The following is a 25,959-nucleotide window of genomic DNA, read 5'->3' as shown; positions in this document are numbered from 1 at the left end:
GGGCTCTGTGAGGGCTACGGGCGCCAGTTCGCCAGTACGCCCTCGTACAGTTCCGTGTCCGTCAGCTCGCGGGGGGTGGGGCCCGCGTGGAAGAAGGACGTGTTGTCCGTCTTGAGCTTGCGGAGGTAGTCGAAGGCCTTGTTCTCCTGCTCGCCGAAGGCGACGAACGAGAAGAAGAGGGCCGGGTGGTTCGCCGCCGCGTCCGTGAGGGACTGGGTGGCGGGGGTCTTGGCGTCCGGGGCGCCGTCCGTCTGGAAGACGATGAGGGCCGGGTGCTTGGTGCCCGACTTCTCGTAGTGCGTGACGATCTGCTCCACGGCGGCGTGGTAGCTCGTACGGCCCATGCGGCCGAGGGAGGCGTGCAGTTCGTCGATCTTGTTCTCGTGGTCGGGGAGGGTCAGCTCGCCGGTGCCGTCCAGTTCGGTGGAGAAGAAGACGACGTGGACGGTCGCCTCCGGGTCGAGGTGGGCGGCGAGGGCGAGGGTCTGCTCGCCGAGGGCCTGGGCGGAACCGTCCTTGTAGTACGGGCGCATGGACGCGGAGCGGTCCAGGACGAGGTAGACCTTGGCGGGGGTGGTGTCGAGGTTGAGGGTCTTGAGGGTGGCGGCGGCGGAGTTGTACGCGGTGAGGAGGCTGGCGGGTACGGCCTCGGCTGCGCCGTCGGCCGTGTCCGTTTTCCCACCCGCACCACCCGTGGCGGCTTCGTTGTCGGGTGCGGGTGGCCCCTGTGGGGCTTCCTCCACGTCGGCGGCTGCCGGTTCCAGGACCTCAGCCTCAGCCTCAACCTCAGGCTCTGCCGCAGTTTCAGTCTCAGGTGCGGATTCCGGCTCCGGTTCGGGGGTCACCTCCGCGACGGGCTCGGGGGCGGGTTCGGCGACCGTCTCGGCCTCGGCCTCCGGGGCGACCTCGGTCACCTCGACGACCGGTTCGGGCTCCGGAGTCGGCTCCTCGGCGACGGGCTCGGCCTCGGGTGCCGTCTCGGCCACCGGCTCCGGGTCGGGAGTCGCCTCGACGGCGGGCTCCGTTTCCGGCTCGGGCTCCGAGGCCACCTCGGCGACCGGCTCAGCCTCCGGCGCGGTCTCGGCGACCACCTCCGGCTCTGCCTCAATTACCGGCTCCGGCTCGGCCGCCGCTACCGGCTCCGCCTCGATCTTCTTCGCAGCCTCGGGCTCCGCCTCGGCCTCGACCACCGGCTCAGCCTCAGCCTCGACCACCGATTCAGCCTCAGTCTCAGCCTCAGCCTCGACCGCCGTCGCCCGCTCCGTCGGCTCGTCCACCGGCTTTGACGGCTTGGGGACCGTAACGTTGTCGAAGGCCGCCGAGACCAGGTCGTCCACGACCGAGGGGGATTCGGCGGGCTTCGGTGTCGGGGACTGGGGCAGGGTCGGTTCAGGGGACGGTGCCGGAATCTTCGGCTCGGTGGCCTCCTGCTGAGGTACCGACTCCGCCTCCCGCGCGGGCGCCGCCTCGGCGTCACGCCCCTTGCGTGACTTGCCGAACGCGTTCCGCAGGAGAGTGAGAATGCCCATGTGCGCAACCCTTCACGTGAGTTGTAGCCGTCAATCCCTGGCCAGGACGGACACGTAAGGTTAGCGGGCCGAACTGGCGATCTTGGGCAGGGTCTTTCACGGAACCCGACGGCAGTCAAGGGCGCCCCTTCGCCAACCTCGCGCCCCACCCCCGGCCGGGCGTCCCACGGGCTTCCAGCGGCTCTCTTCCACAGCTTCCCCGCACGCCCAACCCCCTTACCGCTCCCACGGGTTCACCCGTCGTTCATTTGGCGTCCCCACCCCCGCACCCCCGTCCCCCTAGCGTCGCGCTGACACCAAAGGCACGTATAGGGAAGTTCAGGGGAGAGTAAAGTGCGCAAGCTGCTGCCGTTGATCGGGTCACCGTCCGGATCGCATCCCGGCGGGCGGTCCGCGATGACCTGCCGTTTCCGGTGTGGTGACGCCTGCTTCCACGAGGTTCCCAACACCAGCGCCAACGAGTACGTCGGCGATGTGATCGCCGGTGCCCTCGGTCGCCGTTCCGTGATGCGCGCCGCCGCTGTCGTCACCGTGGCCACCGCGACCGGTACCGCCGTGGGCGGCCTCGGCGCGCAGAGTGCGGAAGCCGCCACCGGCGCATCGAACTCCGTCGGCCACCCCCACCACCCCCACCACACGCACTCCTCCGTGCCGCGTGGCCTGCGCTTCAGTCCCGTCGCGCCCAACACCGCCGACGCCGTGACCGTCCCCGGCGGGTATGGCCAGAACGTGGTCATCCGCTGGGGCGAGCCCATCCTCCGGGGTGCCCCCGCCTTCGACCCGGAGAACCAGACCGCCGCCGCGCAGGCCGGACAGTTCGGGTACAACAACGACTTCCTCGCCCTGCTCCCCCTCCACGGGAACCAGCAGCTCCTGGTCGCCAACCACGAGTACACCGACGAGATCCTGATGTTCCGCGGCTACGACCCCGCCAACCCGACCCGCGAGCAGGTCGAGGTCGCCTGGGCCGCGCACGGGCTGTCCGCCGTCGTGGTCGAGGGCGACCGGCGTACCGGCAAGCTCACCCCCGTACTCCGCCACCCGCTCAACCGCCGGATCACCGCCACCACCGAGTTCCGGATCACCGGGCCGGCCGCCGGGTCCGACTTCCTCAAGACCTCCGCCGACCCGACCGGGCGGAAGGCTCTCGGCACGCTCAACAACTGCTCCGGGGGCACCACGCCGTGGGGGACGACCCTGCACGGTGAGGAGAACTTCAACCAGTACTTCGCGGGCGCCTCCCGGGACACCGACAAGCGTTACGGCATCGGTACCGGCGCCACCGAGCGCAAGTGGGAGCGGTTCGACAAGCGGTTCGACGTCGCCCAGGAGCCCAACGAGGTCCACCGGTTCGGGTATGTGGTGGAGTTCGATCCTTACGATCCCTCCTCCACGCCCCGCAAGCACACCGCGCTGGGACGCTTCAAGCACGAGGCCGCCACCATCCGGATGACCTCCGACGGGCGTCCCGTCGTCTACACCGGCGACGACGAGCGCTTCGACTACTTCTACAAGTTCGTGAGCAGCAAGCGGATGCGGGAGGGCAGCTCGCGCTCCGTCCGTGAGCACAACCTCTCGCTCCTCGACGAGGGCACGCTGTACGTCGCCAAGCTCACCGGTGACTCCCCCGCCATCGAGATCGACGGCAGCGGGAAGCTGCCCGCCGACGGTGAGTTCGACGGCGGCGGTACGTGGATTCCGCTGGCGACCGCCACCGCCAAGGGCGCCGTCTCGCACGTCGACGGCATGACCGCCGAGGAGGTCTTCGTCTTCACGCGGCTCGCCGGTGACAAGGTCGGCGCGACCAAGATGGACCGGCCCGAGGACATCGAGCCCAACCCGGTCACCGGCAAGGTCTATGTCGCCCTCACCAACAACTCCAACCGGGGCAAGGCCGGCTTCGCCGCCGCCGACGAGGCCAACCCGCGCAACTCCAACAAGCACGGGCAGATCCTCGAACTCACCGAGCGGTGGAACCGGGCCGAGAGCACCTCGTTCGCCTGGTCGCTCTTCCTGGTCGCCGGTGACCCGAACGACCCCGCCACCTACTTCGCGGGCTTCCCGAAGGACGACGTCAGCCCGATCTCCTGCCCGGACAACGTCGCCTTCGACCGGCACGGCAACCTGTGGATCTCCTCGGACGGCAATCAACTCGGTTCACACGACGGGCTGTTCGGGGTCGCGACCAAGGGTGCTCGGCGCGGTGAGCTCAAGCAGTTCCTGACCGTGCCGACCGGCGCCGAGACCTGCGGGCCGGTCGTCGGGGAGCGGCAGGTGCTCGTCGCCGTGCAGCACCCGGGCGAGATCGACGGCGCCTCGGTGGAGAAGCCCGCCAGCACCTGGCCCGACGGACCGGGGAAGATCGTCCGCCCGGCGGTCGTCGCCGTGTGGCGTACGGACGGCTGCGACATCGGCGTCTGAGCCGCGAAAGGGTCTACGGGAGGGCCGGCACCGGGGGTTTCGCATCCCTCTGTGCCAGCCACTCCCGGTACGCCGGTGCCTGTCGTGCCACCTCCTCGTACGCCTCCGCCAGCGCCGGATGCACACAGTCCAGCTCGGTCTCCGTGCGGGCCGCCAGCAGCAGTCGTACGCCGAGCGGGTCGCCGTGCAGCCGGCGTACCGCCATCTCGGGGCGGGGCAGACAGGTCGCCTGGCAGACGGTGACGACCTCGCCGGTCGCCACCAGCGAGGCCGTGGTGTGGTAATCGCCGTGCAGGACACGGGGGTTGAGGCCGGCGGTGTGCAGCATGCGCAGTACGGCGTCGAACTCGCCGTCGACCGTCTCGTCGGCCATCCAGCGGTCGTCGGCCAGCTCGGAGAGGTGGACGACCGGTCTCGCGGCGGCCGGATGGTCGGCGGGCAGGGACACGAACTGGGGTTCCCTGTCGACCAGTACGCGCAGGCTGAGGCCGTCGGGGACTCTGAGCGGGCAGCCCTCGACCTCGTGCACGAACGCCACGTCGAGCCTGCCGTCGGCCACCATGCGCAGCAGCGCGTTCGCGGAGACGTCCATGCGGAGCGCCGGCTCCTGCTGGCGCTGCCGGAGCCGGCGCAGCCAGCCCGACAGGGCCCGGCTGGCCGTCGAGCCGATGCGCAGCTGAGGTCTCTCCGTCGCGGCGGCCCTCGCCTCGGTGACCAGGGAGCGCAGCTCCGCCACCAGGGGACGGGCCCGGCTCAGGACGACCCGGCCGAGCGGTGTCGGGCGGCAGCCGGTCCGGGTGCGGGTGAACAGCTCGCCGCCCAGTTCCTGTTCGATCCGGCGCAACTGGGTGCTCAACGAGGGTTGGGCCACGCCCAGTTGGCGGGCGGCCCGGTGCAGGCTGCCGGTGTCGGCTATGGCGCACAGCGCCCGAAGGTGCCTCACCTCTAGCTCCATGAGAGCAGCTCCGCACCGCGAATCATGCGCATGCACATATTCATGTCCATGCCATCGAACCCTAGGCCGGAACCTCGCGTTCCGACAGACGCACTAAATCGGTGATAGGGCCGGGCTATCGCGTCTTGCCATCATCACAGCCGCCGCACAGGCGCCGACACTCACGATACGACCGACTGACTCACCGTTCCTGTGGACCGAGAGGGAGTGATCCCATTCAGCCGCACGCCCCGAACGGTCTTGGGCGCACTGGTCCCCGGCGTACTCAACCCCGGGGCGGCGACACGCATCCTGTACGCGGTCCGGGCCCGGGAGGCCAGTTCCCTACGCGACCTGGTTGAACCAGCTGTGGGCCAACGGCCTCGCGGCGGCCATGCGTTAGACCCCAGCACCTCCGAGTACCCCCCCAGTACCGCCACATGTACCTCCAGTACCCCCCAGTCCCACCCCCCACGAGCGCGGGCCGTCCCTCTGCACAGGGACGGTCCGCGCGCCCTTTCCCCGGCGGTCACTTGGGCGAGGTGATCGCCCTCGCCGCCGCCACCTCCTGCCGCAGGGGCTCCAGCACGCTGTCCGCCGGTCCGCTGAGGTCCGTACGCACCGCGTACAGCGTCTCGACCCGGCGCAGTCCGTCCGACAACTCCCGGAGCTGGGTGACGACTTGGCCGATCTCCGCCTCGGACGGCGGCTTGGCGCCCTGCTTGATGTGGACCCGGGCCGCCGTCGTCGCGTCGACGATGCGCTCCACCGCGACGACCAGGGGCCACCACGCCGCCGCCCGCCGTCCGGTGGGCGGCGGTTCGGTCAGGGCGCGCTGGAACTCCGTACGGACGACGGAGAGATCGCGGTACAGGCGCCGCCGCATCCGGGCCCGGACGGCGCCCTCGGTGTCGGCGCGGAACGCCGATTCCACATAGCGTGCCGTGTCCGCGACCGCGTCGGCGAGGCGGACGCCCACGCGGGTGTGCCAGCTCTCCGGCCACAGCAGGTACCCGGCGACCAGGGCGATACCGCAGCCCATGAGGGAGTCGAGGAGCCGGGGCAGCAGCAGGGCGGCGCCCTGGTGGTTGAGGACGTCGGAGAGCAGGAGGATCACCGGGGTGATGGCGGCCGTCTGGTAGCCGTACCCGCGTGGGGTCAGCGCCGGCATCAGGGTGGCCAGCAGCATGATCACGGGTACGTCCCACCAGCCGCGCGGCACCTGGACGAGCACCCCCGCCGCGATCACCAGCCCCGCGACCGTGCCGAGGGCGCGCAGCAGTGCCCGGGAGAAGACGGAGCCCAGGTCGGGCTTCAGGACGAAGGTGATCGTCAGCGCCACCCAGTACGAGCGCGGCACCGGGACGATCGAGACCAGCACCTGCGCGAGGCCGATACAGAGTGCGAGGCGCAGTCCGTAGCGCCAGGAGTCGCCGGACAGGACGACGTCCCGTGCCGAGCGGACGGCGCGGGCGCGCAGGGTGGCAGGGCGGCCGAGCCGGTCGTCGTCGGCGACGGCGGTACGCAGGTCGGGGGAGCGGCTGCCGACCACCTCGACGGTGTGCCGCAGCGCCTGTTCGACGGCGCGGGAGGTCTGGTCGGCCGGGGCGGGGATGTCCAGCCCCAGGGGGCCGCCGTAGCCGGTCTCGACGGCGTCGGCGAGGTGACGGACCGCCTGCGGGACCTCGGGCGGCAGCGGCCGGCCGGCCTGGTGGGCGGCGGGGGCGGCCTCGATGACCGGGGTGATCGCGTTCAACTGGGCCAGCAGGCGCACGAGTTCGGGGCTGCGGCCGTGGTGGCGGGCGCGCCGGGCGAGGACCAGGTCGTACGACGTGTTGAGGGACTGGGTGACGGCGTACCGGGCGTCCTCGTAGCCGTCGGTGGTGCCGGCGGCGAGGAGTTCGGCGACCTTGCGATAGGTCTCCGCGACCGCCACCCGTTCCGGCACGCCCGACCGCAGCGGCCAGGCGAGGAGCGCCAGCACGAGGACGAGCAGCCCGCCCCCGGCCATCAGGACCGGCGCGAGCCACCACGCCCCCGGCAGCGGCAGCCCGGCGCCGATCAGGGAGTTGAGGAGCAGCAGCAGCCCGGACACGGAGGCCACCGCGCCGATCGTCGAGATCATCCCGGAGACGAGGGCCACGCCGGTGACGGCGACGACGGCGGTCCAGCCCTGGCCGTACACGAGCGCGCCGAGGGTGACGCCGAGCGCGCCGAAGAGCTGGGGGACCGCGATCTTGAGGAGGCGCATCCTGTACGCGTCGGCGGTGTCCCCGATGACGCCGGAGAGGGCGCCCATGGAGGCGAGGGCGCCGTAGGCGGCGTGGCCGGTGGCGAGGCCGACGGCCAGGGGCAGGGACATGGCGATGGCGGCGCGGGCCACGGCGGGGCGGTTGACGGGAGGGGCCGGCTGGGGCCGGAGATTCCGCACCAGCCAGTCGGGAGGTGTGAGGCCGATGGGAAGCTCGCGGAACATGGCCCCATTATCGCCGTGCCCTTTTCAGGGGGCCGTGTCGATGCGTGTCGCCAGGAAGCCGGCCAGGGCTTCGTTGAACTCCCCCGGGCGTTCCAGGTTGGGCATGTGGGCCGCGTGCCCGATCACGTGGAGCGTGGAGTCGGGGAGCGCCGTGTGCATGGCCTCGGCGTCGGAGACCGGGGTGAACTCGTCGTCGGCGCCCACGACGACCAGCGCCGGGACGGTGAGCGTGGAGAGGAGGGGGCGGTAGTCGGGGCGCTCTGCCCGGCCCCGGAGTGCCGCCGCCGCGCCCCGGGGGTCGGTGGCCGTCATCATGCGGTGGACGTGGGCCTTGACGCCCGCGTCGGCCGACGGGGACACCATCTTCTCCAGCACCTCGTCGGCGTACCCGCGCATGCCCTCGGCGAGCAGCTCGTCGGCCATGGCGTTGCGGGTGAGGCGGCCCTCCGGTGTCTCCGGCGCGGGGAAGGTGTCGGCGAGGACGACGCCCCGGACGCGCTCCGGGAAGCGGGCGCAGCACTCCATGACGATCTGGCCGCCCATCGACAGCCCGACGAGCACGCACGACTTCACCCCCTCCTCGTCGAGCAACTCCTCGATGTCCTGCGCGAACCGCGAGAGCGGGGTGGCGGTATCGAGGGGCATCCGGGAGACGCCGTAACCGCGCAGGTCGGGGGCGATCACCCGACGGGTGGCGGAGAACGCATCGATCTGCGGGTTCCACATCGTGTGGTCGAAGGGGTGGCCATGGACGAGAACAAGAGGAGCAAGAGGGGTATTGGGGGTACTAGGGGTATTCGTCGCGAGAGGGGTGTAGGTGGGCATGTGCACGACCCTAGGCCGACTCAACCCCTCGGTGCAATAAGCTCTTTGCCCTCGGTGCAATGTGCGAGAACGGGTACCAGAACAGGTACGGGAACGGGAACGGGTACGGGGGAAACATGGACGACGACTACCGGCGCCTCGCCGACCGCATAGCCGACGACATCGTCGCCGGACGGCTCCGTCCCGGCGAACGGCTGCCTCCGCAGCGGGCGTTCGCGCGTCGGCGCGGTATCGCGGGCTCGACGGCCGGGCGGGTGTACGGCGAACTGGTGCGGCGCGGACTGGTCGTCGGTGAGGTCGGACGCGGCACGTTCGTCCGGGCCGCACCGCACGCCCCGGCCGGGCGCGCCCTCGCCGAACCAGCGGTGAACACCGAGGTCACGGCGGTCAACCTGGAGCTCAACTACCCGTCCGCGCCGGGCCAGTCGGAGCTGCTCGCCCCGGCCCTCGCGCCTCTTCTGCGCCCGGACGTGCTCACCGAGGCGCTCCGCCCGGCGCCCGCCACCGGCACCGCCGAGGCCCGGTCGGCAGCGGCCGGACTGCTCGCGACCCCGGGCTGGCGGCCCGACCCCGACGGTGTCCTGTTCACCGGCAACGCCCGGCAGTCGATCGCCGCCGCCCTCGCCTCCCTGGTCCGGCCAGGCGGCCGGGTCGGCGTCGAGGTGCTGACGTACCCGCTGGTCAAGGAGATCGCCGACCGCCTCGGTATCACCCTCGTCCCGCTCGCCATGGACGAGGACGGTCTGCGGCCCGACGCCCTCGTCGCCGCCCACCGCACCGCTCCCCTGTCTGCGCTGTACGTCCAGCCGACGCTGCACAACCCGACGTCGGTGACGATGCGGGACATGCGGAAGCTTGAACTCGCGGGCGTGGTGCGGGACTTGGGTCTTCCGGTGGTGGAGGACCGGATCTGGTCGTTCCTCACCGAGGTGGGCGAGCCCCTCGCCGCTCATGTTCCCGAACTGGCCCATGTCGTCGACGGGTTGTCCAAGCGGGTCGCGCCCGGGCTCACCGTGGGCTTCCTCGTCGTACCGCCGGACCGGGCGGAAGCGGTCGCGTCGGCCGTGCGGTCGGGTGGGTGGAGTGCGGGGAGGTTCGCGCTGGAGGCCGGTGTGCGGTGGGTCGAGGACGGGACCGTGGCGCGGCTCGTGGCCGCCAAGCGGGCTGACGCGGCACGTCGACAGCGGCTGCTGGCAAGGGAGTTGGCGGCGGCCGGGGGCGCCGTGCGGTCGGATCCGAACGCCTACTACGCGTGGTGGGAGTTGCCCGCGTCCTGGCGGGCGGACACCTTCACGGCCGCCGCTGCGGCGCACGGCATCGCCGTCACGCCGGGGAACGCCTTCGCCGTGGGCCCGCAGCGAGTGCCGGACGCCGTCAGACTCGGGCTCGCGTCGGCTCCGGAAGCGGAACTGGAACGGGCGTTGCGGACGCTCGCCGCGATCGCCCGGCGGGGCCGTACCGCTCCGTGACCCACATGCCGAGGGCCACGACGAGGCCGAGGGCGAGCAGCAGCCAGGAGACGGTACGGAGGGTGGCCGTCAGGGCGTCGTAGACGGCGCCGGCGGCCGGTGCGGAGACGCCCGGCGGCAGGTCGGTGAGGGTGAGACGGCGGGCGACCGCGAGGGCGACGCCGAGCAGCGCCCCGCCGAGGGCCGTGCCGAGCGCGGTCGCCGTGATCGCCCGGCGGCGCCGGACGGCGAGCGCGATACCGGCGACGGCGAGGACGCCGGCCGTCACCGGAAGCCAGAAACCGGCGACTTCGAGCACGCGAAAACCCTTCCGGAGCGGCACGAGATCCTGCGCGGGCAGGACCGCGACCTCGGTGTGCGCGACGGGGATGCGGTTCGCCAACGGCACGTGGTCAACGGTGAGTTGCCGCTTGACCTGGGCGGTGACGGGCGCGAGGTCGATCGTGACGGCCGCCTCGCCGCCGTAACTGCCGTAGGGGCGCTGCCTGTTCGGGTCGTTGCGCAGGGCCCGCAGCACGGCCTGGTGGGTCGCGCGGTTCGCCGTGTCCCAGGCCGTGCGGAAGGCCTCGGTGCGGGTGAAGGAGTGCACCGCGTCCTGCACGAAGTGGTTGACGGTGCCTTCCAGCGGGCCGACGTCGACGGCGTGCACGATCCCGGCGCCGACGTTGTCCGCGATGGCGTCCTGGATGTACGGATTCCGGGCGAGCGGCGCCATCGTGGTGACGTAGCGGTCGGTGTCGGCGAGCCCGTACGCCGCCCAGGCCGAGACCGCGCCGAAGGGCAGCAGGAAGCACGCGAGGGCGATGAGGACGGCCGACAGGGCGCTCCGGAGGCGATGGGTCACCCCTCCAGGCAAGGCCCCGGGGGCCGGGAGCGCGAGCCGGTTGACTGTATATGACTGCATATGGGCGTGCGGGACAAGCCTCGGCGGGGAGCCTCCGGTGGAGCGTTCACCCGAACGGGTGTTTCCTGGTTTTGGGGAGAGGGAGACACGGGACACACGGGGGTTTTCGGGGATGAGGAGGCAGATATGCGCACCACCCCGGCTCTGCGGACCCTGACCGCGGCCCTGTTCACCGGCGGAATCCTGGCCGTACCCGTCGGTACGGCGATGGCCGCCGCGCCTGCGGGCTCCCACGGCTCCGACGGCTCCGGGGTCCGGGGCACCGTCGTCTCCGCCGGCGAGCTGAACGTACGGCAGCAGCCGACCACCCACTCGCGGGTCGTCGCACGGCTCGCCCCGGGCAGCCACGGGCGCGTCGAGTGCTCGGTCGTCGGGCAGACCGTGCGCGGGAACCCGTACTGGTACTGGCTGCCCGGCGTGAACGCATGGGCGAGCGCCGTCTACATCGACACCGGGCACCGGTCGGTGCCGACCTGCACCGACCCGTGCCCGGAGTGGAAGGACGACGGCCACTGGAGCGCCTCGGGGTCGTTCAGCTTCAACTGGAACGTCACCTTCGGCTGAGAGCCGAGCCGAGCCGAGCCGAGCCGAGCCGACTCGGCTCTCAGCTCGGTCAGCTCACCCGGTGACCGGCCGCGTCCTCGTGGGTGTAATAGCGGTAGAACAGCACCGCGGACACGGATGCCGCGACCGCCAGTGAGTTCCCGGCCGACCGCAGCACACTCGCTCCGGTCTGGCTGTAGACGAACCCGAACGCGACCCCGGCGAACGCGCCCCACGCCACCGCGTGCAACTCGCGACGCAGTCGTGGCGCCACCGCCCGTACGCCGATGAACACCGCCATGAACGCCAGCGCGCTGACGAAGCCGAACAGGACGTTCCAGCCGGTGATGGGACCGCCGCCGCGCCGGTTGGCCGCGGCCCAGAAGCCGTAGACCAGCCCGAGTACGACGGGCAGGGCCCGGTTCGCGGCCAGGTGGGCCCGCGCGCTGAAGATGTCGGGAGTCCCGGCCTTGCCGGGGATGCCGGACGTTGCCTGAGCCATGAGAGTCATTCCTCTCTCTCCTCGCCCCCGCCCTCCAGAGCACACCTGGAGAGGTCCGCTGGCAAGTCGACAGGGGGGTCCAGCCGTGTTTCGCTGAATTCCATGAAGCCGTTGGGCCCGGTGGGTCCGGTGGGTCCGGTGGTTCGCGACGAGGGCCCCGCCTTCTCGTCGCCCGTCGTCGCCGGGCGCCGTGTCGGCTGGGTGCCGCCGCTGGTGCTGCTCATCGTGATCGCGGTTCTCGACTGGAACACCACCGGCGAGTTCCGGATCATCTCCTGGATCGTGCTGGTGCCCGGGATCGCCGCCGCGCTCTGCGGGGTCGCCGGGACCGTCGTCTTCGCCGTCCTGTCCCTGGGCACCTACGTCTTCGTCGACGGTGCCTGGCCCCACCAGTACCAGACCGGGCTGCCCGACTTCATCCTCGTCGCCATCGGCGGGCTGCTCGCCGTCCTCGCCTGCATGGTCCGGCTGCGCGGTGAGCGGCGCATGCTGCACATGCGGGACGTCGTCGAGACCACCCGGCGCACGGTGCTGCGCCCGCTGCCGCCGGGCTGGGGCGGCCTCGACCACGCGGCGGTGTATCTCGCCGCCGACGCCGTCGCCCGGGTCGGCGGCGACTTCTACGACATCCAGCCCGGCCCGCACGGCACCCGGGTCCTCATCGGCGACGTGCAGGGCAAGGGGCTCGACGCGGTGGAGGCGGCGGCGGCCCTGCTCAGCACGTTCAGGGAGTCCGCGTACCACGAGCCGGCGCTCGCGACCGTCGCGGAACGCCTGGAGGTACGGATGCTGCGGCACGTCCGCTACCGGGCAGCCCTGGGCCGTGACGAGGGTGGCCGGGAGGAGGGCGGTCTGGTGGAGGGTGACCGGTTCGCCACCGCTGTCCTCATCGGCTTCCCCGAGGAGCGGCGGGCGACGGCCGGCGGGTTCGCTGCCGAGGTCGAGGTCGTCAACTTCGGTCACGAGCCTTCCCTGATCGTGTCGCCCGACGGTGTACGGAGCCTGCCGCCGGGGGACGGACTCCCGCTCGGGCTCAGCGAGTTGACCCCGGGCGACGGCGGGCTGCCGTCCGTGGTCCGGGTGCCGCTGGCCGCCGCGGAGACCCTGCTCCTCGTCACCGACGGCGTCACCGAGGCCCGGGACGCCGACGGCACCTTCTTCCCCCTGCGTGAACGCGTCGCCGATGCCGTCGCCGTCGATCCGCGCATCGCCGACCCGCGGCGCCTGGTGGCGTTCGTCCGGGACGGCACCCTTCGGCACAGCGGGGGGCGTCTCGCCGACGACACGACGGTGTTCGCGGTGCGCAGGGCGGACCCGGCCGCCGGTACAAGCCGTCCATAGACGGCCATAGCCGTACCGCCAATCCCCCTTCGCAGTCGCACCGGTTACGGTGCTGTCCAGACACATGAGCGCCACGACCGCCGTGAGGGACGTGAAGGACGTGAGGGGAGGGACCATGGCCGGACCAACGGGTTCGCCCGGCTCGACGACCGGAACCGCGCTGCTGCTCGCCGCCTCGCCCGTGGGCAAGGGATGTCTCGTGGACGCGGCGTCCGTGCTGCCCGTCCTTGCCGCCGTCGCCCCCGCCGTGCTGGCCGGCACCGACACGGCGAACGTCGTCGAACTCGCCGACCCGCTGGAGCCGCAGGCCGTGCTGACCCGGCTGCGTGCCGCCGCGGTGACTCCCGGGCCGCTCACCGTCTTCCTCACCGGGCAGCTCCAACTCGACCGCAAGCAGCACCTTCCGCATCTCGCCCTGGCGCGTACGACCCCCGCGACGGTCCGCTACACGGCGTTCCCCTGGCACTGGATCGCCGAGGAGTTGCGGCTGCGGGCGCCGGGGACGACGACGCTCTTTCTCGACCTGCATGCCGATGCGGCCGCGTGGCAGTACGTCACTGGGCGGGTGTTCGACGCGGGGCGTGGGGTGAGTGTGTACGGGAGGGTTGCTCCGCCGCCGCCTCGGCGGGTGGTGGCTGTGCCGACGTATATGAAGACGGTTGCGACGATTCTGCGTAGCGGGCATCGGCCTGAGGACGGGCAGTTGCATCAGCAGGCGCTTGGGCGGTTGTCGTCGGAGGGGGTTGCCTTCGGCGATGTGGTGCTGGCCTGGGACGCGTTGGCCGGGGCGGGTGCTGGGAGCGCCGGATCTGTTTCGCCCCCGCCGCCCCTACCCGTCCCATCCGTACCTGGGGGCTCCGCCCCCAGACCCCCGGTTCGCGCTGAAGGCGCTCGTCCTCAAACGCCGGACGGGCTGAAAACGCCGACCGGCGCTCAACAGGCACCGGACGGGCTGAAGGTGCGGGCCGGTGCTCAACAGGCACCGGACGGGCTGGCGCCGACCGGCGACGAGGTCGCACCGGACAGCGATCCGCACTCCTTCATCACCTCCGCCGTCCAGGCCGGCCGTCACGGTGACGCCGACGCGTGCGCCGCGCAGTGGGAGCAGGCTGCCTTTCGGGAGTACGGGCGTGGTTCCGAGGAGGCGTTGCACTGGACCGAGGTCCGGGCCGATCTCGCGATGTTCGCCGGGGATCCGGCCCGGAGCTGCCGGGCCTGGCTGACCGTCGCCGGTACCCGGCTCAGCGCCGGGCAGGCGCCGGACGCGCCTGCCGTCGAGGCGGCCGTGGACCGGGCCCACCACCAGTGGACGAGCCTCGGTGAGAGCGCCGACGCGCGTGAACTGGGCCCGGTGGTCGTCGAGTTGAGGCGCCGGGTGCCCGGCCGACGCGAAGGTGCCCTACGGCATGCCGAGCGGCGGCTGGAGCGGCTCGGGGAGCGGGCTGCCCAGCACGTGCCGGGTTAGGCATCTCCCGACAGCACCGTCAGCGCCCCCGAGACCAGCGTCCGTACCCCTGGGGCGACCGTCGAGAGGTCCGGTGCGAACAGGGGGCTGTGGTTGCTCGGGACCGCCGCGAGTCTCGCCATCAGGTCGTCGCCGCCCTCCGCCGCGTTCCACACGTCGCCCGGTGTGGTCGTCACGAACCAGTACGAGTACGGGAGTCCGTCCGTCGCCAGGTGGGCGAAGTCCTCGCTGCCCATGGCGGGCCCGGGGTCGAATACCGTGCCCGCGCCGAACACCTCGCGGTGGACAGAGGCCACCCGCTCGTCCAGGGGCACGTCGTTGACGGTCAGCGGGAAGGTCGCGCCGACGCGGATCTCCGGCTCGCTCGGGCAGCCCGCCGCCAGGCACTCGCCCTGGGCGATCCGCCTGATCGCGGCCAGCATGCGGTCGCGTACGTCGTCGGACTGGGTGCGCAGGTTCAGGGCGATTCGGGCCGTCGCCGGGATGATGTTGTGCCGGGTGCCCGCCTCGATCACCCCGACCGTCAGGACGGCGGAGTCGCGGGCCGCGATCTCGCGCGAGACGACCGACTGGAGACGCGTGACGAGGTACGCCGCCGTCACCACCGGGTCGACCGTCGTCTCCGGGCGGGAGCCGTGACCGCCCCGGCCGTGCACGACGATGTCGACGTCCGTCGAGGCCGACATGATCAGGCCCGGGACGTGCGGGTAGAGGCCGGCCGGACCCGGCGCCGCATGCTGCGCCAGCAGCGCCTCCGGGCGCGGGAAACGGTCGTACAGGCCGTCGGCCAGCATCGCCCGCGCGCCCTCGCCGGTCTCCTCGCCGGGCTGGCCGACCAGCACCAGCGTGCCGTTCCAGGTGTCCCGGCCCGCCGACAGGGCCTGGGCGGCGCCCGCCAGCCAGGTCACGTGCAGGTCGTGGCCGCAGGCGTGCATCACGCCGGGGACGGTGGAGGCGTACGGCAGGCCGGTCTCCTCCGGGACGGGGAGCGCGTCCAGGTCGGCGCGGAGCAGGACCGTCGGGCCGTCGCCGTTGCGCAGGACGCCCACGACACCGGTGCCGCCCACGCCCTCCGTCGTCTCGTAGCCGGACTTTCGGAGGGAGTCCGCCAGCAGGCCCGCCGTGCGGTGTTCCGCCAGGGACAGTTCGGGGTGGCGGTGCAGGTCGCGGTAGAGGTCCTCCAGCGCCGGGACCGGCAGGTCGGCGGTGAGGTCGAGCGCGGTGCGGGCGGCGGGAGAGGTCACGTGGGCAGCGTATGCCCGTGCCCGGGACGCGGACAGGGAGGAGGGGGGAGGGGGTGCCGCCGGTGGGACGGGGCGGGGGAGCAACGGTCCCACCGGCGGCGGCTCATGCCGGGCCGTGTTTCACGTACCCGGGTGTCACCAACCCGCGTGTCAGAACGCGGGGATGGCGGCGGCGGCCCTGCTGTCGGCGTTGCGGGCCTTGTTGATGTTGCTCTGGAGGTTGCCGGTCAGCGGGAAGTTGGCGTCGCCCCACTTGGAGTTCCAGAGCTGGTCGCGCGGGGTCTTGTCCATGTTCTCCATGGTGACCAGGGCCGGGTGGTCCCAGCCGCCGTCGCCCCAGGCCACCGGGGTCTCGCCCCACTTGGCGAAGCGGAAGGCGTGCGTGCTCGCGCCGTCCTTGTGGTAGACGATCTCGACGCGGTTGTAGTTCGCCTCGCCCGGCAGCCGGCCCATCGGCACCTCGTTGATCGGGTGGGTGCTGTAACCGCCGTGCCGGGAGGCGGACAGGAAGCGGGGGCTCTCCTCGCCCTGCTTCTGGAAGACCACGACGGACTCCCAGTCGTGGCGGTGGCCGAAGGCGTCGGCGCCGGCAAGCGTCTGGTCCTTCTCGAAGTAGAGCCCGTAGACGTACGCGCACCAGCCGTTCTTGCACCAGCCCTGCGAGTACGTGTTGGCCTTGCCGAGGTGGTCGGTCCGGCAGCCGCCGGTGATCGAGCCGCTGTTGTTGAGACCGCCGTTGAGCTTGCCGCTCGCGTCGACGGCCGCCGCGGGGAAGCAGCTGTCCGAGTCGTAGTCCCAGAGCGGCTGGTACTTCTTCTGGAAGGTGCTCGCGTTCTCCGGCAGGGGGTTCAGGATCGCGGCCGACGCGTTCGTCGAGATGCCGACGGTCAGTGCGCCGGCGCTGACCGCGATGAGCGCGGCCCTGGCGAGACGGGAAGTCCTGCCGTTGTGCGTGGATGCCTTGAACATGTGCGGGTGCTCTCCACTGGGTCGTGCCGGTAAGACGGCTCGGTCGTGCCGTGAGTCCGGCTGGCGGGACCGACACTGGCAGCCGGAAAGTTGACTGGCACCCCTTTCACCGGGCCGTTCAATTCCGTCGCCGGGAGTTCGTTTTCACCGCCCCGTCCGTTTTCGTTGTGAACAGGTATGGCGTTCGGCCCGTTTTCCCCTGTGATGTGGCTCCTGTGCGGTACGGGGATGGGGAGGGTGGAGCTCATGGGGCGTCCGGAGAGACCGGTGGACCCGCAGGCGGGTCCGGTGCAGCGGTTCGCTCATGAGCTGCGGGAGTTGCGGCGGACGGCGGGCGGACCCTCGTACCGGCGGATGGCCGAGGCCGCCGGATTCTCCGCGGCGACCCTGTCCGAGGCGGCGCGCGGCGAGCGGTTGCCGTCGCTCGCGGTGGTCCAGGGGTATGTGCGGGCGTGCGGGGGCGACCCGGTCGAGTGGGAGCCGCGCTGGAAGGACGCCGAGGACGAGGTGGCGTCCGCCGCCCGGGACGAGGACGGGGAGGCCGCGGCGCCCTACCGGGGGCTCGCCCCCTTCGAGCAGGGCGACCGGGAGCTGTTCTTCGGGCGGGACGATCTGGTCGGCGAACTCCTGCGGCTGGTGCGGGAGCACCGGTTCGCGATGGTGTTCGGGGCGTCCGGGAGCGGGAAGTCGTCGTTGCTGAGGGCCGGGCTGATACCCCGCCTCCAGGAGGAGTGCGACACCGGCCACGCCGAGCTGCGGGTGTTCACGCCCGGCGAGCGGCCCGCCGAGACATACGGGCAGCTGCTGACCCCGGCCGAGGACGAGCCGGAGAGCTGGGTGGTGGTCGACCAGTTCGAGGAGGTCTTCACCCTCTGCCACGACCGCGCCGAGCGGACCCGGTTCATCGATCTCCTGCTGGCCGCCCGGAACCCGGACAGCCGGCTGCGGGTACTCGTGTCCGTACGCGCCGACTTCTACGCCCGCTGCGCCGAGCACCGGGAACTGGCGGACGCGCTCGGCGGGGCCGGGCTGCTGGTCGGGCCGATGACGGCGGACGAACTGCGGGAGGCGGTGACCCGGCCGGCGGCGGCCGTCGGGCTGCTGGTCGAACGGGAGCTGACCGCGCGGATCGTCGAGGAGGTCCTCGACCGGCCGGGCGCGCTGCCGATGCTGTCGCACGTACTGCTGGAGACCTGGCGCCGCCGCCGGGGCCGGCTGCTGACGCTGGCCGCGTACGAGGCGGCGGGCGGGGTGCGCGGGGCGATCGCGGCGAGCGCCGAGGAGGTGTACGGGCAGCTGACCCCCGCGCAGGCGGGCAGTGCCCGCCGGTTGCTGCTGCGGATGGTCGAGCCGGGGCAGGGCAGCGCCGACACCCGGCGCCCGCTGACCCGTGCCGAGCTGGCCGAGTCGGCGACCGATCCGGATGTGCCCGTGGTGGTGGACCGGCTGGCCCGCGCCCGTCTGGTCACCGTCGACGAGGACGGCGTCCAGCTCGCCCACGAGGCGCTGATCACCTGCTGGCCGAGGCTGTGCCAGTGGATCGAGGCGGACCGGGAGTGGCTGGAACACCATCGGCGACTGGCCGAGGAGGTCCGGCTCTGGCTGGAGCACGACCGTGACCCGGGCGCGCTGGTCCGGGGCAGCAGGCTGGCCCGCGCCGAGGAACTGTTCGCCAGGGATCTGGTCGCCGGGGAGCCGGCCGGGGAGGGGGGCCGGCTCACCCCGCCCGAGCGGGAGTTCCTCGACGCGGCGCTCGCGGCCCGCCGGGCGGAGTCCCGGTCCGCCGCCCGCACCACCCGGCGCTCCCGCGTCCTGGTCGCCGCGCTGTCCGCCGTACTGGCGGTGGCCCTGACGGGCGGGCTGGCCGCCTGGCACCTGAGCGTCGACAACGTGCGCCAGCGCACCGACACCGCCGCGCGCCGGGTCGCGGACGTCGCCGACGCGATGCGGACGACCGACCCGCGCACCGCGATGCTGCTGAGCGTCGCCGCCTGGCGCGTCTCGCCGCTCCCGGAGGCCCGCCGGGCGCTCCTCGGCTCCCTCGCCCAGGCGGAACACGCCGTCTTCACCGACCCGGCGCCCGGAGACGGTCCGGCGCGCTTCCTCGCCGACTCCGGCCGTACGCTGCTCAGCGCCGACGGCCGCACCTGGCGGACCTGGGACGTGGCCGGGCTCCGCGGCACAGGTTCCGGACCGCTGCCGCCCGGCGAGGTGCTCGCCGCCGGCCCCGACGGCCGGGTCCTCGCGATCTCCGGGGACACCGGCATCCGCCTGTGGGACACGGCCACCGGCCGCTGGACCGGCGACCCTCGCCCGCTCCCCTTCACCTCGGTCACGGACATCGCGGCGGGCGGTTACGTCGTGAGCGACATCGACGACGACCGGGTGAGCCTGCGGTCCGTCACCGACGGCCAAGTGCTGTTCGAGGGCCGGGCGGCGGGCCTGGTGACCCCGGCCGTGAGCGCCGACGGCCGCCTGGTCGCCGTCTGCCCCGAGGGCGGCTCCCCGCACGTCTGGGACATCGCCCGCCACCGCGTCCGCCCCGGCCCCTGGGACCGCGACCGGGGCCTGTGCGAGGAGGCGGAAGCGACGGCCCTGGTGTTCGGCGCCGGCGGTGACCGGCTCGCCGCGCTCTCGGAGTCCGGCGTGACGGTGTGGGACACCGGGGCCGCCCGCGAGATCGCCCACCTCGACGAACCGGGCGCGGGGCGGGCCGCGTTCACCCCGGACGGCACCTTCCTCGCGACGGCGGGCGGTGCCGAGATCCGGGTGTGGCGGCTGTCCGACCCGGCCGCCCCCGTGTTCCGGCACTCCCTCAACAACCAGCATCTGTACGGGATTTCGTGGGACCCCGTCCGTCGCACCACCCTGCGCTATCTCGAAGGCGGCGCCGTCCACTGCCTGGAACTGGGGATGGCGGTCACCCCCGCCTGGCGCCCGGACCCCCTGACAGAGGTACGGGTGAGCCCGGACGCCCGGACGTACGCCACCGCCCAACTCGCCGACGGCCGCTACCGTTTCGAACTCCGGGCCACCTCCGACGGCCGCCTCCTGCACACCCTCCCCGCCCCGCCCATGCCCGTCTCGGCCGACCCCGCCACCCCGGTGATCCCCGAGGACACGCTGGCCCTCCTCGCGTTCAGCCCCGACGGCCACGCGCTCTCGTACGGTGTCTCGGCGCCCGGCAGGGAGGCGTCGCCGCAGCGCTTCACGGTCTGGGACCTGGCCCGGGACCGGCCCCGGACCACCCTGGACCTCGCGACCCCCGGATCCGCCGCCCCGGTGGTCACCTTGGCCCTGGGGCCGGGCGGCTCCACCCTCTACGCGGCCCGAATACCGGTGCTCGGCGACGTGAGCGACGAGGCGTGGAACACCGGAACCGGCCGCAGAACGGCCGTCCTCACCGGGTTCACCAGCATCCACCTGGCTCTGCACCCCGACGGCGGTCTCCTCGTCGGCGACAATCGCACCGCGAGCCTGCCCGCCGCCGGGGTCGCCAGGAAGGGTCTCGTGCAGGGCGAACAGATCAGCGCCCTCGCCTTCTCCCCCGACGGTTCACACCTCGCCGCGGGCGACCTGACCGGGCGGGTCGCCCTGTGGGACGGCGAGTTGGGCGACCGTACGGGCATCCTGCGCAACGTCTTCCCCGCTCCCCTGGGCGCCGCGGAACCGGAAGCGGTGAGCGCGCTGGCCGTCAGCCCCGACGGCGCCACCCTCGCTGTCGGCGGCGCCGCCGGCTCCCTCCAGCTCTGGGACATCGCCACCCAACAGCCCCTGGGCGGCCCGCTGACCACACCGGGAGAGTCGGTCGACACCCTCGCTTTCAGCTCCGACAGCGGCACGCTGTACGCGGGCGGCGCGCACGTCCCGCTCCAGCGGTACGCCGTCGATCCGGAACGCGCGGTCGCCCGGGTGTGCGCCCGCGCGGGCACGGGCGCCGAGCTCTCGCGGGAGCAGTGGCGGACGTACGTTCCGGAGGTGCCGTACCGCCGGGTGTGCGTCAGCTGAACGGGTCGAGCGTGATGTACGCCGTCTGCGGTGAGCCGTCGTTGACCAGCGACTCGTGATGGCCGACGTCGTCGAAGGCGAAGGCGTACGCCGTGCCGTCGGCCATCTGGGCGTGGATCTTCCGGGCGTAGTGGTTGGTCACCGAGTCCTGGTAGAAACCGGCCGAACTCGTGTCGGGCTGGCTGGAGTTGGTCAGGAGCGTGGAGCGGTTGTAGCCGGCGCACAGGGTGCGGGAGATCGGGCCGCGCACCAGGTCGTTCGGTGCGTCCAGGAGCTTGTGGCAGCCGAAGATGCTGTCGGCGTCCGGCTTCTGGAAGGTGGTGACGACAGCGCCGGCGCTGTTGGTGAAGTTCATGACGTTGCCGGAGACCCGGCCGTAGTACTTGGTGGCGGGCTGGTCCGCGAACGGTGTCACCGTGAGGGTCGAACTCGCGTACTTGGTCCACACGCGGTTGACGTAGTCGTCCATGACGTTGCTCGGCAGGGCGCCGGACTCGATGCCGTGGCCGGGCGAGAGGGCGCGCAGGATCGTGCCGTCGGACCGGGTCCTGATGAGGTTGGCCCAGCCGCCGGGCTGGCCCTTCAGGGCGTTGAAGAACCCGGCGTAGCCGCCCGCCTTCAGATGACCGGTGTTCTTCACGGTGCCGGAGGTGTTCTTGACGCCCACGGCGTAGGGCGCCGAGAACATGTCCACCTGTGTGCTGTTGATCCACAGACCGGCGTCGTTGAGCGTGTACTCGGTCCAGTTGAAGAGGATGTTCGCGTTCGGGTCGGAGGGGTTCTGCACGGCCGGCTGCACCAGCCCGCCGGTGGTCAGCTTGAAGACGAGCTTCTGGCCGTAGGAGAAGTAGACGCGGCCGGAGAACTTCGGCATCCGGAGCGTCATCGACGTCCCGTTCGCCGGTCCGGCGATCGAAGCGTCGGGCGCGGGGGTCGGCGGGTTGCCGCCGGCGGGCCAGGCGTGGAACGTGCCGTTCGCGTCCGCCCAGCCCTGCTGGCCGGTCGAGAGCAGGGTTCCGATGTTGTAGACGTAGACCTGGTCACCGCGTCCGGAGTTGTTCTTGAAGTCGAGCGGAATGGTCGTGGGTACGGCGGCTTCGGCGCGGGACGCCGGCCCCGCGGCCGTGAGCCCCGCCGCGACGGCCGCCGCGGCGACCAGGGGCACCAGTACGTTCCGTGCGCTCCGGACTTTCCCTTGGACAAACACGTTCGTCCTCCTCGCGTCGCTCCACCGATGGTTCTGGGGGCACCAATGGTTCTGAGAGCGCTCTCAGGCTGCTCCCGTGAACGGAGCACGTCAAGGTCTAGACCAAGAAGGTTGCTTCCCGGCGTGCGTACCTGCTGTCGGCAACGACACATCGGGGGCGGTTTACGACACCGAGGCACGAATCGTAGATTGACCGCCCGAACATCGTTTTCACCCGGATGGTGGTAACCCGTGGGGCGTCCCGAAAGACCACTGGACCCCGGCGCGGGTCCCGCGCAGCGGCTCGCACACGAGCTGCGCGAGCTGCGCAGGGCGGCGGGCGGGCCGTCGTACCGGTCGATGACCGAGGTGGCCGGCTGCTCGGTGACATCGCTGTCCGAGGCGGCGGCCGGGCGGAAAATGCCCTCGTTCGCCGTCTTCCAGGGATACGTACGGGCCTGTGGCGGCGACCTCGGCGAGTGGGAACCCCGGTGGAAGGACGCCGACGCGGAAGCCGCCGGGACCGTGCGCGAGGAAGCGCCGGACGAGGCACCCCCGTACCGCGGACTGGCCCGCTTCGAACCCGGCGACCACGCCCTCTTCTTCGGCCGGGACCGGCTCGTCGAGGAGGCGCGGGAACTGGTGTGCGTCCACCGGTTCGCCGTCGTGTTCGGGGCGTCCGGGAGCGGGAAGTCGTCGCTGCTGAGGGCCGGACTGATACCCCACCTGCGCGCGGAGATCGCGCGGGCCGGGGCCCCGGCCGCGCTCCGGGTGCTCACCCCCGGAGCAACGCCCGCACGGACGTACGGCCATCTGCTGACCCCCAAGGAGGGCGAGCCGACGAGCTGGGTCGTGGTGGACCAGTTCGAGGAGGTCTTCACCCTCTGCCGTGATCCGCGGGAGCGCTCCCACTTCATCGACCTGCTGCTCGCCGCCCGGAACCCGGACAGCCGACTGCGGGTGCTCATCGCCGTACGCGCCGACTTCTACGCCCGCTGCGCCGAGCACCGCGAACTGGCCGACGCCCTGCGCGGCGCGGGTCTGCTGGTCGGCCCGATGAACACGGAGGAGCTGCGCGAGGCGGTCATCGGACCGGCCCAGGCCGCCGGACTGCTGGTGGAACGGGAACTGACCGCGCGCATCGTCGACGAGGTCCAGGACCAGCCGGGCGCGCTGCCCATGCTGTCCCACGCCCTCCTGGAGACCTGGCGCCGCCGTCGCAGCCGCATGCTCACCCTGGCCGGGTACGAGTCGGTCGGCGGTGTCCTCGGCGCCATCGCCGCGACCGCCGAGGACGTGTACGGCAAGCTGTCCGAGACCCAGGCACGCACCGCCCGCCAGTTGCTGCTGCGGCTGATCGAGCCCGGCCAGGGCAACGCCGACACCCGGCGCCCCCTGGTCCGCGCCGAACTCGACGACTGGAACGGCGACGACGTGCCCGTGGTGGTGGACCGGCTGGCCCGCGCCCGCCTGGTCACCGTCGACGAGGACGGCGTCCAGCTCGCCCACGAGGCGCTGATCACCTGCTGGCCGAGGCTGCACGGCTGGATCGAGGAGGACCGCGAGCGGCTGCGCCACCACCGGCGCCTCACCGAGGCCGCCCGCGCCTGGCTGGAGCACGACCGCGACCCCGGCGCCCTCTACCGGGGCAGCCGCCTGGTCCGCGCCGAGGAACTGTTCGCCGACGACCGCACCGCGCTGACGGCGCCGGAGTGCGCGTTCCTCACGGCCGCCCTGGCAGCCCGCGAGGCCGAACGCCGGGCCGCGACCCGGAGCGCCCGCCGCTCCCGCACCCTCGTCGGCGCGCTGTCCGCCGTACTGGCGGTGGCGCTCCTCATCGGCCTCGCCGCCTGGACGCAGGCCCAGGACAACAAGGAGCGGCGCACCGACGACGCGGCTCGCCGGATCGCCGAGGTCGCCGACGGCCTCCGTACGACCGACCCGCGCACCGCGATGCTGCTGGGCGTCGCCGCCTGGCGCGTCTCCCCGCTGCCCGAGGCCCGGCGCGCGCTGCTCGGCTCCCTCACCCAGGCCGAACAGGGCACCTTCACCGACCCCGCGACGGGGGACGACACCGTCCGGTTCCTCCTCGACTCCGGCCGTACGCTGCTCAGTTCGGACGGCGGCAACTGGCGGACCTGGGACCTGGCGACCGGCCGGCGCACGGCCTCGGGCCGCCTTCCCGGGGGCGACGCGGACGTCCTCATCACCGCCGGGCCGGGCGGCCGGGTGCTCGCCGTCGGCGGGAAGACCAGCGTCCAGCTGTGGGACACCGCGACCCGGCACTGGACCGGCGGCTCCTCCCGACCGACGGCGGACTGGGCGAACATACGCTTCAGCCCCGACGGCACCACCTTCCTCGCCACCACCGGCGAGGGCCGGGTCCAGCTGCGGTCGGTCGCGGACGGCCGCCTCCTCTACACGACGCGCGGCGCGGCCGACCTGTCCGACGTGGCAGCGGGGCCGGACGGCCGACTGGTGGCCCTCTGCCCCGACGGCCAGGCACCGCAACTGTGGGACCTCCACGACCGGCGTCTCGTGCACGGCTCGTGGGAGCACTCCCGGAAACTCTGCGACGAGAACTCGACGCTGGTGTTCGGCGGGGGCGAGGGTGGGGGCGGCGGCCGGTTCGCGGTCCTCTCGGACACCGGCCGGCGCCCCGAGGGCAACGGATCGACCGGGACGAGCGGGAACACCGGCCTGCGCGTCTGGGACACGGGCACCGGGCGCCAGGTCGCCGACATCCCGTCGCTGGGGGTGGACGCCGCCGTGTTCAGCCCGGACGGGTCGCTGCTGGCGACGGCTGACGACACCGAGGTCCGGGTCTGGCGCCTCGACGGGACGACGGACCCCGTCTTCCGGCACGCCCTGAACAACGAGACCCCCTCGGACGGCCTCAGCTGGGTCCCCGGCCGCCGTCCGGCCCTGCGCTACCTGGAGGAGCGCACCGTCCACACCCTCGACCTCGGCCCGGCGGTCACCCCGGCCTGGCGCGCACACCCGGCGGAGAGCGTCCTGCTCAGCCCGGACGGTCACACGCTGGCCACCGCCGAACGCACCACCGGCGCCAACTACCGCTTCCGGCTCCTCGACACCCGCGACGGCCACGACCTGGGCACCCTGCCGTCCCCGCCCGCACCCGTCTCCGAGGACGCCTCCACGCCGGTGGAACCGCAGGGCACGCTCTCCGTGACGAGCTTCAGCCCCGACGGCACGACGTTCGCGTACGGGATCTCCGCGCCCGGCGTCACGACGGGGCCGCAGCCGGTCACGGTCTGGGACGTCGGACGCCACCGCGCCCGTACCACCCTGTCCCTGCCGAACTCCGACTCGGCCGGCATGATCTCGGGACTGCAGCTGGGCCCGGCCGGACACCGCCTCTACGTCACCCGCATATCGGACGTCGGCAGACTCGACGAGGAGGTCTGGGACGTCACCCGGCACCGCAGGACCGGCACGCTCCGAGGGCTGGAGGGCATGCCGCTGGCCGTCCGCCCCGACGGCGGCCTCCTCGTCGGCGACAACCGCGCCGTGCGCCCGCCCTCCGGCCGGGTCACGAGGCCCAGCCTCGTCCAGGGTGGCCGGACCGGCGCCCTGGCCTTCTCCTCCGACGGCTCCCTGCTGGCGGCGGGCGACTGGTCCGGCCGCGTCGCCCTGTGGGACGGCGACCTCCGGCGCAGCACGGGCGTCCTGCGCAGCGTCTTCCCGACCGCGCTCGAAGGGGGCCCGGAGGGAGTCGGCGCGGTGGCCGTCAGCCCCGACCGCCGCACCCTGGCGGTCGCCGGTGACTCGGGCACCCTCCAGCTGTGGGACATCGCGACCAGCCAGCCCCTGGGCGGCGCGCTGACCACCCCCGGCGACCCGATCACGACGCTGGCCTTCGCTCCCGACAGCGCGACGCTGTACGCGGGGAGCACCCATGTCCCCCTCCAGCGCTACTCGATCGACCCGGCGGGCGCGGTACGGGAGGTGTGCGGCCGGGCGGGGGGCCACGGTCTTACGCGGGACCAGTGGCGGACGTACATTCCGGACGCGGGGTTCCGGGGGGTGTGCGGGACCACCACGTAGATCGCGGGCAGCTCACTTGCCGTACCGGAAACTCGTCTCTTTCCATTCCGGAAACCAACGGCTACTCTTTCCGTC

The 25,959-nt window shown here is 72.6% G+C and carries 16 protein-coding genes; 7 read left to right on the top strand and 9 right to left on the bottom strand.

What is annotated here, in order from left to right; genetic code table 11:
* Positions 1–14: 14 nt before the first annotated feature.
* Positions 15–1,529: a VWA domain-containing protein gene (locus OG241_RS28175; protein ID WP_405819056.1), complete on the bottom strand. Its 1,515-nt coding sequence runs from the start codon at positions 1,527–1,529 to the stop codon at positions 15–17.
* A gap of 333 nt (positions 1,530–1,862) precedes the next feature.
* Here OG241_RS28175 and OG241_RS28170 point away from each other — a divergent pair, with 333 nt between their 5' ends.
* Complete coding sequence (locus OG241_RS28170; RefSeq protein WP_405819054.1) at positions 1,863–3,950, top strand: PhoX family protein; 2,088 nt, start codon at positions 1,863–1,865, stop codon at positions 3,948–3,950.
* A gap of 13 nt (positions 3,951–3,963) precedes the next feature.
* On the opposite strand, the gene OG241_RS28165 is transcribed toward OG241_RS28170, so the two are convergent.
* From OG241_RS28165 to OG241_RS28155, 3 genes are all read right to left on the bottom strand, one after another.
* Entirely contained in the window at positions 3,964–4,905 is a 942-nt protein-coding gene (locus tag OG241_RS28165) for a LysR substrate-binding domain-containing protein (protein ID WP_405819052.1), read from the bottom strand.
* Positions 4,906–5,413: 508 nt separating this feature from the next.
* A complete protein-coding gene (locus OG241_RS28160) occupies positions 5,414–7,360 on the bottom strand; it encodes an FUSC family protein (RefSeq protein WP_405819050.1) in 1,947 nt (648 codons plus the stop codon).
* A gap of 24 nt (positions 7,361–7,384) precedes the next feature.
* Positions 7,385–8,185, bottom strand: coding sequence for an alpha/beta fold hydrolase (locus OG241_RS28155; RefSeq protein ID WP_405819048.1), 801 nt, complete (start codon positions 8,183–8,185; stop codon positions 7,385–7,387).
* Positions 8,186–8,301: 116 nt separating this feature from the next.
* On the opposite strand from OG241_RS28155, the gene OG241_RS28150 reads away from it, so the two are divergent.
* Positions 8,302–9,654 (top strand): PLP-dependent aminotransferase family protein, encoded by a 1,353-nt coding sequence (locus OG241_RS28150; RefSeq protein ID WP_405819047.1) that lies wholly within the window; start codon positions 8,302–8,304, stop codon positions 9,652–9,654.
* Here the strand turns inward: OG241_RS28150 and OG241_RS28145 are convergent.
* Entirely contained in the window at positions 9,560–10,498 is a 939-nt protein-coding gene (locus OG241_RS28145) for a hypothetical protein (RefSeq protein WP_405819045.1), read from the bottom strand. The genes OG241_RS28150 and OG241_RS28145 overlap by 95 nt on opposite strands.
* 186 nt (positions 10,499–10,684) lie before the next feature.
* Here OG241_RS28145 and OG241_RS28140 point away from each other — a divergent pair, with 186 nt between their 5' ends.
* Positions 10,685–11,122, top strand: coding sequence for an SH3 domain-containing protein (locus tag OG241_RS28140; RefSeq protein WP_405819044.1), 438 nt, complete (start codon positions 10,685–10,687; stop codon positions 11,120–11,122).
* Positions 11,123–11,171: 49 nt separating this feature from the next.
* Here the strand turns inward: OG241_RS28140 and OG241_RS28135 are convergent, their stop codons facing one another.
* Complete coding sequence (locus tag OG241_RS28135) at positions 11,172–11,603, bottom strand: hypothetical protein (protein ID WP_405819042.1); 432 nt, start codon at positions 11,601–11,603, stop codon at positions 11,172–11,174.
* A gap of 102 nt (positions 11,604–11,705) precedes the next feature.
* Here OG241_RS28135 and OG241_RS28130 point away from each other — a divergent pair, with 102 nt between their 5' ends.
* Both OG241_RS28130 and OG241_RS28125 read left to right on the top strand, forming a co-directional pair.
* Positions 11,706–12,944: a PP2C family protein-serine/threonine phosphatase gene (locus OG241_RS28130; RefSeq protein ID WP_405819040.1), complete on the top strand. Its 1,239-nt coding sequence runs from the start codon at positions 11,706–11,708 to the stop codon at positions 12,942–12,944.
* A 115-nt stretch (positions 12,945–13,059) separates the two neighbouring features.
* Complete coding sequence (locus OG241_RS28125; RefSeq protein ID WP_405819039.1) at positions 13,060–14,409, top strand: hypothetical protein; 1,350 nt, start codon at positions 13,060–13,062, stop codon at positions 14,407–14,409.
* On the opposite strand, the gene OG241_RS28120 is transcribed toward OG241_RS28125, so the two are convergent.
* Both OG241_RS28120 and OG241_RS28115 read right to left on the bottom strand, forming a co-directional pair.
* Entirely contained in the window at positions 14,406–15,653 is a 1,248-nt protein-coding gene (locus OG241_RS28120) for an amidohydrolase (protein WP_405819037.1), read from the bottom strand. The two genes, OG241_RS28125 and OG241_RS28120, sit on opposite strands and share 4 nt — an antisense overlap.
* A gap of 150 nt (positions 15,654–15,803) precedes the next feature.
* The gene (locus OG241_RS28115) at positions 15,804–16,622 is read right to left on the bottom strand and encodes an NPP1 family protein (RefSeq protein WP_405819035.1); all 819 of its coding nucleotides are present in this window, start codon (positions 16,620–16,622) and stop codon (positions 15,804–15,806) included.
* 246 nt (positions 16,623–16,868) lie between these two features.
* On the opposite strand from OG241_RS28115, the gene OG241_RS28110 reads away from it, so the two are divergent.
* Positions 16,869–20,630 carry a hypothetical protein gene (locus OG241_RS28110; RefSeq protein WP_405819033.1) on the top strand — a complete coding sequence of 1,254 codons (3,762 nt, stop codon included), beginning with the start codon at positions 16,869–16,871 and terminating at the stop codon, positions 20,628–20,630.
* Here the strand turns inward: OG241_RS28110 and OG241_RS28105 are convergent.
* Complete coding sequence (locus OG241_RS28105; RefSeq protein WP_405819031.1) at positions 20,623–21,795, bottom strand: glycoside hydrolase family 64 protein; 1,173 nt, start codon at positions 21,793–21,795, stop codon at positions 20,623–20,625. The two genes, OG241_RS28110 and OG241_RS28105, sit on opposite strands and share 8 nt — an antisense overlap.
* Positions 21,796–22,068: 273 nt before the next feature.
* Between OG241_RS28105 and OG241_RS28100 the strand changes: the two genes are divergently transcribed.
* Positions 22,069–25,884 carry a hypothetical protein gene (locus OG241_RS28100; RefSeq protein WP_405819029.1) on the top strand — a complete coding sequence of 1,272 codons (3,816 nt, stop codon included), beginning with the start codon at positions 22,069–22,071 and terminating at the stop codon, positions 25,882–25,884.
* The last annotated feature ends 75 nt before the right edge of the window (positions 25,885–25,959 follow it).

This window comes from Streptomyces sp. NBC_01390, from assembly GCF_045040105.1.
GTDB lineage: Bacteria > Actinomycetota > Actinomycetes > Streptomycetales > Streptomycetaceae > Streptomyces.
The sequence above is the reverse complement of the archived record's forward strand: the minus strand, read 5'-3'. Positions and strand labels throughout refer to the sequence as shown.

What these genes read in the sequence shown, in the direction of transcription:
- OG241_RS28150 (WP_405819047.1), top strand. Translation starts at nt 8,302, where the DNA reads ATGGACGACGACTACCGGCGCCTCGCCGACCGCATAGCCGACGACATC.
- OG241_RS28165 (WP_405819052.1), bottom strand. Translation starts at nt 4,905, where the DNA reads ATGGAGCTAGAGGTGAGGCACCTTCGGGCGCTGTGCGCCATAGCCGAC.
- OG241_RS28140 (WP_405819044.1), top strand. Translation starts at nt 10,685, where the DNA reads ATGCGCACCACCCCGGCTCTGCGGACCCTGACCGCGGCCCTGTTCACC.
- OG241_RS28160 (WP_405819050.1), bottom strand. Translation starts at nt 7,360, where the DNA reads ATGTTCCGCGAGCTTCCCATCGGCCTCACACCTCCCGACTGGCTGGTG.
- OG241_RS28115 (WP_405819035.1), bottom strand. Translation starts at nt 16,622, where the DNA reads ATGTTCAAGGCATCCACGCACAACGGCAGGACTTCCCGTCTCGCCAGG.
- OG241_RS28155 (WP_405819048.1), bottom strand. Translation starts at nt 8,185, where the DNA reads ATGCCCACCTACACCCCTCTCGCGACGAATACCCCTAGTACCCCCAAT.
- OG241_RS28130 (WP_405819040.1), top strand. Translation starts at nt 11,706, where the DNA reads ATGAAGCCGTTGGGCCCGGTGGGTCCGGTGGGTCCGGTGGTTCGCGAC.
- OG241_RS28135 (WP_405819042.1), bottom strand. Translation starts at nt 11,603, where the DNA reads ATGGCTCAGGCAACGTCCGGCATCCCCGGCAAGGCCGGGACTCCCGAC.
- OG241_RS28125 (WP_405819039.1), top strand. Translation starts at nt 13,060, where the DNA reads ATGGCCGGACCAACGGGTTCGCCCGGCTCGACGACCGGAACCGCGCTG.
- OG241_RS28110 (WP_405819033.1), top strand. Translation starts at nt 16,869, where the DNA reads ATGGGGCGTCCGGAGAGACCGGTGGACCCGCAGGCGGGTCCGGTGCAG.
- OG241_RS28175 (WP_405819056.1), bottom strand. Translation starts at nt 1,529, where the DNA reads ATGGGCATTCTCACTCTCCTGCGGAACGCGTTCGGCAAGTCACGCAAG.